Origin of the sequence: Vibrio sp. YT-17 (genome assembly GCF_033337375.1) — a bacterium.
In the GTDB taxonomy this organism is placed as follows: Bacteria; Pseudomonadota; Gammaproteobacteria; order Enterobacterales; family Vibrionaceae; genus Vibrio; species Vibrio alginolyticus.
Window position 1 is genome coordinate 25,775 of sequence record NZ_JAWOQP010000023.1, and the last position, 12,795, is coordinate 38,569.

Here is a 12,795-nt window from a genome sequence, read left to right on the forward strand (position 1 = left end):
AATCGCACATTTTTATTCGCTGGATTTTCCAAGATTCTTCTCTCGAAGAAGATACGTCCAGGCTTACCAAATTGAAGACAGCAACCTAGATGAAACGAACAACGTGTAACAAACTTATTGCGCTGGCAGTGGCGGCATTCAGTGTGCCATCAACACAGGCGATTGTGTTAGGAGATGAACAAACCGATCCTGTTGACCGCGTTACTTTGCGAGCAAGTAATATGGCAGAGTTTCCGCTGTGTGGTGGAACGATGCTGACAGAGCAATGGGTACTGACTGCGGCGCACTGTGTGGTGATGGGACAAGGAACCAATGAAGCAACCTACTATGTGACCCCGCCGGGTGAGCTGTCGGTGAATGCGAATGTGTATGAACTTAATTCTGCAGGGCTTGATAACTTCTATCCGGTGTCTCACGTTGTGGTTCATCCGGATTACACTCGGATTTCAAAAGCTGAGACCGACAGTAATGGCAACGTGAAACCTATCCAAACCGGTTTAGATTCAGACATCGCGTTGCTGTATCTCACGCGCCCAGTGGCAAACGCGAGCTTTGCTGACCTAGCGAGTAAAGTTGCCATGGAGAGTATCGAAGCACGTTTGGTGGCGGATTGGAATGATAATTACCTGACCAATCAACGTGTCGAAAATGTGCAAGTGTTTGGATGGGGGACTACTCAGCCGGATGCTTCTGAACCTTCTAATACGCTCAAAACCACCATTAGCACATTTTTACCCATCGACAAATGTTATGAGCGTTTAGAAATTGGCAGCAGTTTTCCGGGGATCATTGATTCAAGAGACAACCAAACCAAAATTTGTACGCTACCAACACAAAACCATGTATTGGAGCCAGATAGCCATACTCAATATGGCAACTCTGCATGTAAAGGTGACAGTGGTGGCCCGTTGGTCGATGTGGCGACCGGCAAACAAATTGGTATTGTTAGTGGCGGCCCCCTTATTCTACCAACGTGTGGCTCTTTGACGATCCCAAGTTTCTACACCAAGGTGAGCCACTATTACGACTGGGTACAGTCTTACATCACTGCCGATGCGCCACCAAGTCGTTACATCATTGCGCCGAATTTTATCAAAAGTGCTAACAATGAAAGTGGTGACAATAAAGAGTGTCACGATGGCATTGCGACCAATAACTGTGATTTCAAAGGCTCAGATGATGAAGGTGGCAGTCTAGGGTTTTGGTTATTGGGTTTATTCGTGCCGTTATTCTTGTGGCGAAAGCGTGAGGTTTGATAGGGCGATTGGAATGCCAAACTAATAAGCAGCGGTATACGCTGCTTTGCTTTTTTCATGTTCTCTCTTTTGGGCTCAAATTAAAAATAGTGCCAAGTAATCGAGGCTTTTCACGTTTTATTACACTCTTCACCATGGCTTTTACTGCTATATTCTGGTGATTTGCTTGCTATTGCAGCATGTAAACATATACTAGTCTGCTGCGAAAAACTCGTCGCAATTTTATCGTCGCCTAGACGTGATTTGACCAATAGATAAGACAAGTAACATGCAAGTATCAGATTTCCATTTCGACCTTCCAGATGAACTCATCGCTCGCTACCCTCAACCAGAGCGTACCGCTAGCCGACTGCTGCAAATGGACGGCAATACCGGAGAGCTCATTGATGGCACATTTACTGATGTATTGGGCCAAGTTCAACCCGGTGACTTAGTGGTGTTTAATAATACACGTGTTATTCCTGCTCGTCTTTTTGGCCGCAAGGAATCGGGCGGTAAATTAGAAGTGCTAGTGGAGCGCATGTTGGATGAGAAAAGCATCCTCGCGCACGTTCGTTGCTCTAAATCACCAAAACCAGGTACAACCATTATTGTTGGCGAGAATGATGAATATTCAGCAGAAATGGTTGCACGCCATGATGCTTTATTTGAACTGAAATTTAGTTCTGATAAGACGGTACTAGAAATTCTGGAAGAAATCGGCCATATGCCGCTTCCTCCTTACATCGACCGTCCAGACGAAGATGCAGATAAAGAGCGTTACCAAACGGTATATAATCAAAAGCCAGGTGCGGTTGCGGCACCGACGGCGGGCCTTCACTTTGATGATGTTCTCTTGGAGAAAATCAAAGCGAAAGGTGCAGAGTTTGCTTACGTTACTTTGCACGTTGGGGCGGGTACATTCCAGCCAGTAAAAGTGGAAAATATCAACGATCACCACATGCATGCCGAGTACGTAGAAGTACCACAAGAAGTCGTCGACGCAATTAAAGCGACGAAAGCGCGTGGCGGACGAATTATTGCTGTTGGTACCACATCTGTGCGTTCACTTGAAAGTGCAGCGCAAGACGCATTGCAAAAAGGGACTGAGCTGGCCCCATTCTTTGGCGATACTGAAATCTTTATTTTCCCTGGTTACGAATATCAGCTAGTGGATTGCTTGATCACAAACTTCCACTTGCCTGAATCAACACTGATCATGTTGGTGAGTGCATTTGCTGGATACGAGAACACCATGAATGCTTACAAACATGCGGTGGAAAACAAATACCGTTTCTTCTCGTATGGCGATTCAATGTTCATCAAGAAGAAAACGGCGTAGTTAAAAATAGATTTACGAGTGCTAGCAGTAAGCTAGGAAATAAAGCATCCATTGCTTTGTCTCTCGCAAGGAAAAGCGACCGCTCCTTAAAGTAGGGTAGAGCCCTAAACACTCAGTCAGACTGTTTCTCTGACACCCGGAGGCATCGTGAAATTAAAATTCGATCTTAAGAAGAAAAACGGCAATGCACGTCGTGGTCAACTGACTTTCGAACGCGGCACTGTTCAAACTCCTGCGTTCATGCCAGTAGGTACTTACGGTACCGTTAAAGGTATGACACCAGAAGAAGTAAAAGGTACTGGTGCAGAAATTCTGCTAGGTAATACGTTCCACCTGTGGCTACGTCCTGGTCAAGAAGTGATGAAAATGCACGGTGACCTGCACGATTTTATGAACTGGCACGGTCCTATTCTTACTGATTCAGGCGGCTTCCAAGTATTCAGCCTTGGTAAGATGCGTACGATCACTGAAGAGGGTGTTCACTTTCGTAACCCAGTAAACGGTGACAAGATTTTCATGGACGCAGAAAAGTCGATGGAAATTCAAAAAGACCTGGGCTCTGACATCGTTATGATTTTTGACGAGTGTACGCCTTACCCAGCGACACACGATGAAGCGAAGAAATCGATGGAAATGTCATTACGCTGGGCACAGCGTTCACGTGACCACTTCGAGAAGCTAGAAAACCCGAACAACCTATTTGGTATTGTCCAAGGTGGTGTTTACGAAGATTTACGTGATGTGTCGGTAAAAGGTCTAACGGAAATCGGTTTTGACGGTTACGCGGTTGGTGGTTTGGCAGTAGGTGAGCCTAAAGAAGACATGCACCGTATTCTTGAGCATACTTGTCCTCAACTTCCTGAAGACAAACCTCGCTACTTGATGGGCGTAGGTAAGCCAGAAGACTTGGTTGAAGGTGTTCGTCGTGGTATCGACATGTTTGACTGTGTAATGCCAACGCGTAACGCACGTAATGGTCACTTATTTGTGACTGGTGGTGTGATCAAGATCCGTAATGCGAAACATAAAACGGATACAACACCATTGGATCCGCATTGTGACTGTTACACTTGTCAAAACTACAGCAAGTCGTACCTTCACCATTTAGAGCGTTGTAATGAAATCTTAGGCGCTCGCTTGAATACAATCCATAACCTGCGTTACTACCAGCGTCTGATGGAAAGCATTCGTAAAGCAATTGATGAAGATCGCTTCGATGAATTTGTTACTGAGTTCTATGAGCGTCGTGGCCGTGAAGTGCCACCACTAGCAAAAGAGCAGTAATTGAAAAACTAAAAGAATTAAAGCCTTTGGCATGTCGCCAGAGGCTTTTGCTAATAAAGTAGGCTAACGCACGTTATTTTTGAGAGAGCGATCTCTATTAGTTACTCTCAGACTTGAATCTAAAATGCGAAAGCCCAATTTGTTTGATTATCAATAAAATATAATGAGGATGTTTTAATGTTTATTTCTCAGGCTCACGCAGCAGCAGAAGGCGCGCCAGCAGGCGGTGGTTTTGAAATGCTAATCATGCTTGGCATGTTCGCAGTGATCTTTTACTTCATGATTTACCGCCCACAAGCGAAACGCGTAAAAGAACACAAAAACCTAATGGCTTCTATGGGCAAAGGCGACGAAGTTTTAACTAGCGGTGGCCTAGTGGGTAAAATCACTAAGATTGCTGAAGACAATGACTACATTTCAATTGAGCTTAACGCGAACAATGAAGTAGTAATCAAGAAAGACTTCATCACTGCAGTGCTACCAAAAGGTACGCTTAAGTCTCTATAAAACAGCTAAAGGATCCTCGCTGTGCTAAACCGTTATCCATTATGGAAGTACTTGATGGTGCTTTTTGCCATCATCACCGCTGCGTTATACGCACTTCCAAATATCTACGGTGAAGATCCGGCTATTCAAGTTACAGGGGCGCGTGGCGCCTCTGTAGATATGTCAACGCTGGATGCTGTCACTACTGCTCTTAACAAAGAGCAACTTTCTCATAAATCCATTGCTCTCGAAGATGGATCAATTCTTGTTCGTTTTAACGACACTGACACACAAATCAGTGCTCGTGATGTCATCAGCGAAGCGCTAGGCAAAGACACAATTGTTGCACTTAACCTTGCACCTTCTACACCCGATTGGCTAGAAGCGATTGGCGCGTCACCATTGAAGCTAGGTCTTGACCTTCGCGGTGGTGTTCACTTCTTAATGGAAGTGGATATGGATGCAGCGATGGAAAAGCTTGTTGGTCAACAAGAAGAAGCTTTCCGTAGCGAACTTCGTGACGCCAAGATTCGTTACCGTGCAATCCGCCCTTCTGGAAAAGAAGCGGTAGAAGTGTTGTTGCGTAACGAAGAGCAATTAGCAGAAGCGAAAGCAACGCTAGAAAAGAATCACCCGGACATGATTTTTGTCGATTCTGATTCAAATGGCCGTTACGCTCTTACTGCAACCTTTACTGAGCAACGTTTACAAGAGATCCGTAACTATGCTGTTGAGCAAAACATTACGATTTTACGTAATCGTGTCAACGAACTAGGTGTTGCGGAACCATTGGTTCAACGTCAAGGTGCTAGTCGCATTGTAGTTGAACTGCCTGGTGTTCAAGACACTGCTCGTGCAAAAGAAATTCTCGGAGCTACGGCAACGCTTGAATTCCGTGAAGTTGATGATAAAGCTGACCTATCGGCAGCGGCAAATGGTCGTGCGCCAGCAGGTAGTGAAATCAAGATGGACCGTGATGGTCGCCCAGTTGTGCTTAAGAAGCGCGTTATTCTTGGCGGTCAAAGCATCACAGATGCAAGCTCAAGTGTTGATGAATATGGTCGTCCACAAGTTAACATCTCGCTAGACAGCGAAGGTGGTAATAAGATGTCTGCGTTCTCTAAGAAGAACATTGGTAAGCTAATGGCTACCGTGTTTGCAGAATACAAAGACAGTGGCCGTCGTACGCCTGAAGGCAAAGTTATTCTGGATAAGCATGAAGAAGTCATCAACCAAGCAACGATTCAATCGGCTCTTGGTCGTAACTTCCGTATCACAGGTATCGACTCTGCTGCAGAAGCACACAACCTAGCACTTTTACTACGTGCTGGTGCACTGATTGCACCTATCTCTATCGTTGAAGAACGTACCATTGGTCCATCAATGGGCCAGCAAAACATCGATATGGGTATCCAAGCATGTATCTGGGGTATGGTTGCCGTAATGCTATTTACGCTGCTTTACTACCGCGGCTTTGGTTTGATTGCAAACATTGCTCTAATGGCAAACTTAGTGCTTATCATTGGTGTTATGTCGATGATTCCAGGCGCTACCATGACGCTTCCGGGGATAGCCGGTATCGTGTTAACAGTCGGTATGGCAGTTGATGCGAACGTACTGATCTTCGAGCGTATCCGTGAAGAAATTCGTGATGGACGTAGTCCACAACAAGCGATTCACCAAGGTTACGCGAATGCATTCAGCACGATTGCTGATGCGAACATCACAACACTAATTACTGCAATCATTCTATTTGCGGTCGGTACAGGTGCGGTGAAAGGTTTCGCAGTTACTCTATCTATCGGTATCTTAACTTCAATGTTCACCGCCATTATTGGTACACGTTGTATCGTGAACCTGATCTACGGTGGCAAACGCGTTGATAAATTGTCGATCTAAGGCTGGGAATTAATATGTTTCAAATTCTAAAAGCAGAGAAGACGATCGGCTTTATGCGTTGGTCGAAAGTAGCATTCGTTTTTTCAATTATAATGATTGCTGCTTCTATCTTCACTTTGTCAACCAAGTGGCTTAATTGGGGTCTAGATTTCACTGGCGGTACTCTTATCGAGGTCGGTTTTGAACAGCCAGCAAACCTTGAAGAGATTCGTGCAGCACTAGATTCAAAAGGCTTTGGCGATGCGACAGTACAAAACTTCGGTAGTGCTCGTGAAGTCATGGTTCGTCTTCGTCCACGTGATGACGTTTCTGGTGAAACGCTAGGTAACCAAATCATTGGTGCTATCAAAGATGGTACTGGCGAAAGCGTAGAAATGCGTCGTATTGAGTTCGTAGGTCCCAACGTTGGTGATGAGCTAACAGAAGCTGGTGGTCTAGCGATCTTGGTATCGCTGATCTGTATTCTGCTTTATGTATCGATGCGATTTGAATGGCGTCTAGCGGCTGGTGCGGTAATGGCATTGGCTCACGATATAATTATCACGCTAGGTGTCTTCTCGTTTCTACAAATTGAAGTTGACCTGACTATCGTAGCTGCGCTACTGACGGTTGTGGGCTACTCACTCAACGATACCATCGTTGTATTTGACCGGATTCGTGAAAACTTCCGTAAGATGCGTAAGGGTGAACCTTCAGACATTATGGACGCCTCAATCACTCAAACGTTGAGCCGTACATTGATTACATCTGGTACGACGTTGTTCGTGGTAATTGCACTGTTCATGCAGGGTGGTGCTATGATTCACGGCTTTGCAACCGCACTTTTACTCGGTATCACTGTAGGTACTTACTCTTCTATCTACGTAGCATCAGCACTGGCTCTAAAACTGGGTATCCAGAAAGAGCACTTGATGCCACCTCAAGTAGAAAAAGAGGGTGCAGAGTTCGACGAAATGCCATAAGGCAGATTGAGAACCGAAAACAAAAACCGCTGAACAATCAGCGGTTTTTTTATGCCTGATAGATTTGAAAGTTTCATTTTTTTTTGAGGTACTTCCAGCTTGAATTGTAGTTTTTTGATTGAGTTGAATATCGGAAGTATGTTCAACAATTTCGGGAGGAAATAATGTCAAGGCAAGCTGAAATAAAAGTACAGTTACTGAAGTTTGTAGAGATTTCTTACAAGCACAATAAAGGTGTTACCACCAAGCTAGTTACTGGAGGGAAAAGGTTCAAGTTAGCAGTTGATGAGTCAGGTAAAGTAACTTTATCTGGTGAGCTTGGATTTACTAAGTTTGAAGTTTCAAAAGAAATGGTTGAAGAGCTGGGCATAAAATTAAAAGCCGTTTCTGTTACTTTTAAAACTACTCGTGATGGTGTTTTGACATACAGTGGGAGTGTTTCTCTTTTTGGTGTTGTTTCCTTTGGAGTTACTGGGCAGGTAAATGTCCGTGAGCTTTTAGAGCAGTGCGAGTGGGGGCTTTGTAAGTACAGATTTAAGCCGAGTAAAATTGATCAAGCGCTCCGTGAAGCTGGGGTTTAGTTGGTTATGCTAAATAGAATTCTACCTATTCCGGTTTTACTAAGTGTTTCAACGCCCTGCATCGCAAGTCCACTCCACGATACTTACCTTGATATACGTAATAATTTATACAAGATGCAGTATATAGAGGTGGTAGAAGCTATGGCAGGACCAAATCTATCGATTGAAGAGCTGAACAGTATTAAGTCTCACCCAATAAAATTTGGTCATCAATTTCCATTTTTATCATCTATCCCATCAAGTTTGGTTACAGAGCTGTCTTACTTTGAAGAGTACAGTGAGGATGGAGGAGTTGGATGTCTTTCTGTAAACGGCTTTGGTGATGTATACCAGCCAGTCACGGTTTCGCTGCAGTTTTTAATGAAGGAACAAATATGGAAGGTTAAGCACGTAAAAATAGACCACTTATCTGACTACGACCGTTTCTACAAACAGGCTGATTGTTCGAAATAAAAAAGCCCCGCTCAATGAGCGGGGCTTTCTAAAGTCATCAGCGTGACGGGCTATATATGACTTTCAAATCTTACTTAAGGATCGCGCTGTTACCGTTTTCGCGGATGTGCTTAAGGATAGATTTTACGCCACGAGCGCTTGAAGCAACGATGTTACCAGACTTCATGTAGTCAGTGCCGCCAGCAAAGTCTGTTAGGATTGCGCCAGCTTCACGAGCAATAAGCTCACCTGCTGCCATATCCCAAGGTTTTAGGCCTAGCTCGAAGTAACCATCAACACGGCCAGCAGCCACGTAACAAAGGTCAAGAGCAGCAGAGCCGCTACGACGGAAATCAGCACATTCAGTGAATAGCGCACCAACGATCTTGATGTAAGACTCAGCGTGTTGTTTCTGCTTGAATGGGAAGCCTGTTGCTAGAACAGTACCTTGAAGGTCTTTTAGTTGAGCAACACGAATACGTGCACTGTTTAGTTGAGCGCCGGCACCGCGTTGTGCAGTGAATAGCTCGTTTTGCATTGGATCGTAAACACAAGCAACTTCAGTTTTGCCCTTAATACGAACAGCGATAGAAACCGCGAAAGTTGGGTAACCTTTTACAAAGTTAGTGGTGCCATCCAGTGGGTCGATGATCCATTGTACGTCTTTATCTTTACCTTCGATAAGACCTTGTTCTTCAGCAACGATACAGTGCTCAGGGTAAGACTGCTTGATAGTATCGATGATGATGTATTCTGCTTCTTTGTCTACGTTAGTGACAAAGTCATTAGTGCCTTTAAGAGTAGATTCTACTTTATCAGTGTTTTCTAATGATTTAGCAATATGATTGCCTGCCTTTCGCGCAGCGCGAATAGCAATGTTTAGCATTGGATGCATACGAATTTCCCAACGGATGTTAAAGAACAAATGAAAGCGGCGGCGAGTATACCAGAGATAATCAAAAAGGGAAGTGGTTATTTTTTACTCTAATTGCGGCCGACTGAGTGTACAGATCATACTGCGGACGAGAACAATAACCAAGAATGAGAAGAGAGGTCTGCTTGCCTCTAGGGTGTCTTAAAAAACTATGATAACATTCTGCGGTTTTAATTTAGGTAGCAAACACAGATGTTGGATCAAGTAAAAATTGTACTCGTAGGTACCTCTCATTCAGGCAATATTGGCTCAGCAGCTCGAGCAATGAAAGTGATGGGTTTAAACCAACTAGTATTAGTCGATCCACAATGTGAAGTGGATGAACAAACTCTTGCTTTAGCTGCGGGTGCTGGTGATATTGCTCAAAATGCAAAGATTGTCGGCACATTAGAAGAAGCGGTTGAAGATTGTGGCCTTGTTGTGGGTTCTAGCGCCCGCTCTCGTACATTAGAATGGCCAATGCTCGAGCCACGTGAATGCGGTGAGAAATTTGCAGTTGAAGGCCGAAAGCATCCGGTTGCGCTCGTGTTTGGCCGAGAAAGAACTGGTTTGACAAACGAAGAGCTACAAAAGTGCCACTACCATGTTTGTATTCCCGCTAATCCTGAGTACAGCTCGCTTAACCTAGCGATGGCTGTACAAACTCTCAGTTACGAAGTGCGAGTTGCACACTTGAACTTAGAGCAAAGCCAGTTTTCCCCAAATGAATCGGAAGAATACCCGCGTCATCGAGAACTCGAATTGTTCTTCGAGCATCTTGAAAAGGTGATGGTTGAGACCCAGTTTATTAACAAAGAGCAACCTGGACAGGTGATGAATAAGTTGCGCCGTTTGTTCTCTCGTGCTCGACCAGAAACCCAAGAACTTAATATTCTACGAGGCGTTTTGACTTCGATAGAAAAGAAGTTCTGAGTGAATAATAACCACTTTAGATGTGAGGATGAATACCTGAGTAAAATGGTCAAATAAATACTTGACCAAATTACTCAGGTATGGAAAAATCTTAACCATTACAAACCATGTGGATACGGTGTGGTATGAAACTTACATCTAAAGGAAGATATGCGGTGACAGCCATGCTGGATGTGGCACTGCATTCGCAACAAAACCCTGTACCTCTGGCTGATATTTCAGAGCGTCAAGGGATCTCGCTCTCTTACTTAGAGCAGCTATTTTCAAAATTGCGTAAAGCAGGTCTCGTTGCCAGCGTTCGTGGTCCTGGTGGTGGTTACCGACTTGGTGCCGACGCTCACAGTATCGCTATTGGTACCGTGATTGCTGCCGTTGATGAGTCAGTAGATGCAACCAAATGCCAAGGTAAAGGAGATTGCCAAGGTGGAACACGTTGCCTTACTCACACGCTGTGGCGTGACCTAAGCTCTCGCATTAGTGACTTTTTGAATAACATCACTCTTGGTGAGTTGATGACAGACAATGAAGTACTCGAAATTTCTGATCGTCAGGACATTGATCTGGCGGTAACCCATGGGCTATCAAACAAAAATACAACCGCCGCGCCCATCGGTGTAAACGTCCGCTCTTAGCGGTCAGCTTTTTACATTGGAGTAGAGAATGAAACTGCCGATTTATCTTGATTATTCCGCTACATGTCCAGTTGATCCACGTGTTGCTGAAAAAATGGTTCAGTACATGACAATGGATGGCACATTTGGCAACCCAGCGTCACGTTCGCACCGTTACGGCTGGCAGGCAGAAGAAGCGGTCGATACTGCTCGTGAGCAAATTGCTGACCTTCTAAATGCAGATCCTCGCGAAATCGTATTTACATCTGGTGCGACAGAATCAGACAACCTTGCGATTAAAGGTGCAGCGCACTTTTACTCGAAGAAAGGCAAGCACGTAATCACTTGTAAAACAGAGCACAAAGCCGTTCTTGACCCATGTCGTCAACTTGAGCGTGAAGGCTTTGAAGTGACTTACCTTGAGCCAGAATCAAATGGCTTGATCGATCTAGAGAAGCTTAGAGCAGCCATGCGTGATGACACCGTGCTTGTGTCTATTATGCATGTAAACAACGAGATTGGTGTGGTTCAAGACATTACAGCGATCGGCGAACTGTGCCGTGAGCGTAAAATTGTTTTCCACGTGGACGCTGCGCAATCTGCAGGTAAATTACCAATCGACGTTCAAGAGATGAAAGTTGATCTAATTTCACTTTCTGCTCACAAAGTATACGGCCCTAAAGGTATCGGTGCACTTTACGTACGTCGTAAGCCTCGTATTCGTCTTGAAGCGCAGATGCACGGTGGCGGTCATGAGCGTGGTTTCCGCTCTGGTACACTACCTACTCACCAAATCGTAGGTATGGGTGAAGCATTCCGCATTGCAAAAGAAGACATGCAAAAAGATTACGATCATGCTTTAGCGCTTCGTAACCGTCTTTTTGATGGCGTGAAAGACTTAGAAGCAGTGACGGTAAACGGTGACTTTGAGCAGCGTGTACCACACAACCTAAACATCAGTTTCGCATTCGTAGAAGGTGAATCACTACTAATGTCGCTTAAAGATCTAGCGGTATCTTCTGGTAGTGCTTGTACGTCTGCAAGCCTTGAGCCTTCTTACGTTCTTCGTGCCCTAGGCATGGATGACGAATTGGCTCACAGCTCGGTTCGTTTCTCGTTTGGTCGTTTCACGACTGAAGAAGAAATTGATTACGCAATTGAACAAATCCGCGTTGCAGTGACTAAGCTACGCGACATGTCTCCTCTATGGGATATGTACAAAGAAGGGATTGATTTGAGCACTGTTGAATGGGCTCACCATTAATCTCAGGGATTGAAATAGAGGATTCGAGGTAATTTATCATGGCATACAGCGAAAAAGTAATTGATCACTACGAGAACCCACGTAACGTTGGTTCATTCGATAAAGAAGATCCATCAGTAGGTAGCGGCATGGTTGGCGCTCCTGCGTGTGGTGACGTAATGAAGCTTCAAATCAAAGTGACACCTGAAGGTATCATCGAAGATGCGAAGTTCAAAACATACGGTTGTGGTAGTGCAATCGCATCAAGCTCACTAGTAACTGAGTGGGTAAAAGGTAAGTCAGTTGATGAAGCGGCAGCAATTAAAAACTCTGAGATTGCTGAAGAGCTAGAGCTTCCACCAGTGAAAGTTCACTGTTCTATTCTTGCTGAAGATGCAATCAAAGCAGCGGTTGCTGACTACAAGAAAAAACACCAAGAATAATTATTCCGTAATATAATGGGAGCTTTGACGCTCCCATTCCAATCGAAATTTAGACAGACTAAGGTGCAGTATGGCCATCACAATGACAGAATCAGCGGCAAGTCGCGTAAGAGCATTCCTAGATAACCGAGGCAAAGGTATCGGTTTACGTCTTGGAGTGAAGACGACTGGTTGTTCCGGCATGGCATACGTACTTGAGTTTGTTGATGAGCTCAATGAAGAAGACGAAGTATTTGAACTCTCTGGAGTGAAAATTATCATCGATCAAAAGAGCTTAGTGTACCTAGATGGTACTGAATTGGATTACGTGAAAGAAGGGTTGAATGAAGGTTTTGAATTCAACAACCCTAACGCGAAAAGTGAATGTGGTTGTGGTGAAAGCTTCAACGTCTAATTGATTGTCCTTCTGGGCAAACGAGTCCGGAAGGCTT

Annotated in this window: 14 protein-coding genes; 13 read left to right on the forward strand and 1 reads right to left on the reverse strand. The window is 44.6% G+C overall.

Features of this window, described 5'->3' with window-relative positions:
- The first annotated feature begins 89 nt into the window (after window positions 1-89).
- From R7F67_RS19240 to R7F67_RS19275, 8 genes are all read left to right on the forward strand, one after another.
- Window positions 90-1,256: a trypsin-like serine protease gene (locus R7F67_RS19240; protein ID WP_318057306.1), complete on the forward strand. Its 1,167-nt coding sequence runs from the start codon at window positions 90-92 to the stop codon at window positions 1,254-1,256.
- Window positions 1,257-1,524: 268 nt separating this feature from the next.
- The gene (gene queA / locus R7F67_RS19245) at window positions 1,525-2,577 is read left to right on the forward strand and encodes a tRNA preQ1(34) S-adenosylmethionine ribosyltransferase-isomerase QueA (protein WP_025768859.1); all 1,053 of its coding nucleotides are present in this window, start codon (window positions 1,525-1,527) and stop codon (window positions 2,575-2,577) included.
- A 147-nt stretch (window positions 2,578-2,724) separates the two neighbouring features.
- Window positions 2,725-3,861, forward strand: a complete 1,137-nt coding sequence (tgt, locus tag R7F67_RS19250; protein WP_005381727.1) for a tRNA guanosine(34) transglycosylase Tgt — start codon at window positions 2,725-2,727, stop codon at window positions 3,859-3,861.
- Window positions 3,862-4,038: 177 nt separating this feature from the next.
- Window positions 4,039-4,368, forward strand: a complete 330-nt coding sequence (yajC, locus tag R7F67_RS19255; RefSeq protein WP_005381725.1) for a preprotein translocase subunit YajC — start codon at window positions 4,039-4,041, stop codon at window positions 4,366-4,368.
- Window positions 4,369-4,389: 21 nt separating this feature from the next.
- Window positions 4,390-6,246 carry a protein translocase subunit SecD gene (secD, locus tag R7F67_RS19260; RefSeq protein ID WP_005381724.1) on the forward strand — a complete coding sequence of 619 codons (1,857 nt, stop codon included), beginning with the start codon at window positions 4,390-4,392 and terminating at the stop codon, window positions 6,244-6,246.
- 14 nt (window positions 6,247-6,260) lie between these two features.
- On the forward strand, window positions 6,261-7,208 hold the full coding sequence (gene secF, locus R7F67_RS19265; RefSeq protein WP_005383689.1) for a protein translocase subunit SecF: 948 nt from the start codon (window positions 6,261-6,263) through the stop codon (window positions 7,206-7,208).
- Window positions 7,209-7,372: 164 nt separating this feature from the next.
- Window positions 7,373-7,789, forward strand: a complete 417-nt coding sequence (locus tag R7F67_RS19270) for a hypothetical protein (protein WP_017633921.1) — start codon at window positions 7,373-7,375, stop codon at window positions 7,787-7,789.
- Between the two features lie 141 nt (window positions 7,790-7,930).
- Complete coding sequence (locus R7F67_RS19275; RefSeq protein ID WP_017633920.1) at window positions 7,931-8,242, forward strand: hypothetical protein; 312 nt, start codon at window positions 7,931-7,933, stop codon at window positions 8,240-8,242.
- Window positions 8,243-8,312: 70 nt separating this feature from the next.
- On the opposite strand, the gene suhB is transcribed toward R7F67_RS19275, so the two are convergent.
- A complete protein-coding gene (gene suhB, locus R7F67_RS19280) occupies window positions 8,313-9,116 on the reverse strand; it encodes an inositol-1-monophosphatase (protein WP_005381722.1) in 804 nt (267 codons plus the stop codon).
- A 231-nt stretch (window positions 9,117-9,347) separates the two neighbouring features.
- On the opposite strand from suhB, the gene trmJ reads away from it, so the two are divergent.
- The 5 genes from trmJ to iscA all read left to right on the forward strand — a co-directional run bounded on the left by trmJ (window position 9,348) and on the right by iscA (window position 12,758).
- Window positions 9,348-10,067, forward strand: a complete 720-nt coding sequence (gene trmJ, locus R7F67_RS19285) for a tRNA (cytosine(32)/uridine(32)-2'-O)-methyltransferase TrmJ (RefSeq protein ID WP_017633919.1) — start codon at window positions 9,348-9,350, stop codon at window positions 10,065-10,067.
- 125 nt (window positions 10,068-10,192) lie between these two features.
- Complete coding sequence (gene iscR, locus R7F67_RS19290; protein ID WP_005381720.1) at window positions 10,193-10,699, forward strand: Fe-S cluster assembly transcriptional regulator IscR; 507 nt, start codon at window positions 10,193-10,195, stop codon at window positions 10,697-10,699.
- Window positions 10,700-10,727: 28 nt separating this feature from the next.
- Complete coding sequence (locus R7F67_RS19295) at window positions 10,728-11,942, forward strand: IscS subfamily cysteine desulfurase (protein ID WP_005381719.1); 1,215 nt, start codon at window positions 10,728-10,730, stop codon at window positions 11,940-11,942.
- Between the two features lie 38 nt (window positions 11,943-11,980).
- Window positions 11,981-12,364, forward strand: a complete 384-nt coding sequence (gene iscU, locus R7F67_RS19300; RefSeq protein WP_005381718.1) for a Fe-S cluster assembly scaffold IscU — start codon at window positions 11,981-11,983, stop codon at window positions 12,362-12,364.
- A 70-nt stretch (window positions 12,365-12,434) separates the two neighbouring features.
- The gene (gene iscA / locus R7F67_RS19305) at window positions 12,435-12,758 is read left to right on the forward strand and encodes an iron-sulfur cluster assembly protein IscA (RefSeq protein ID WP_005381717.1); all 324 of its coding nucleotides are present in this window, start codon (window positions 12,435-12,437) and stop codon (window positions 12,756-12,758) included.
- Window positions 12,759-12,795: the final 37 nt, after the last annotated feature.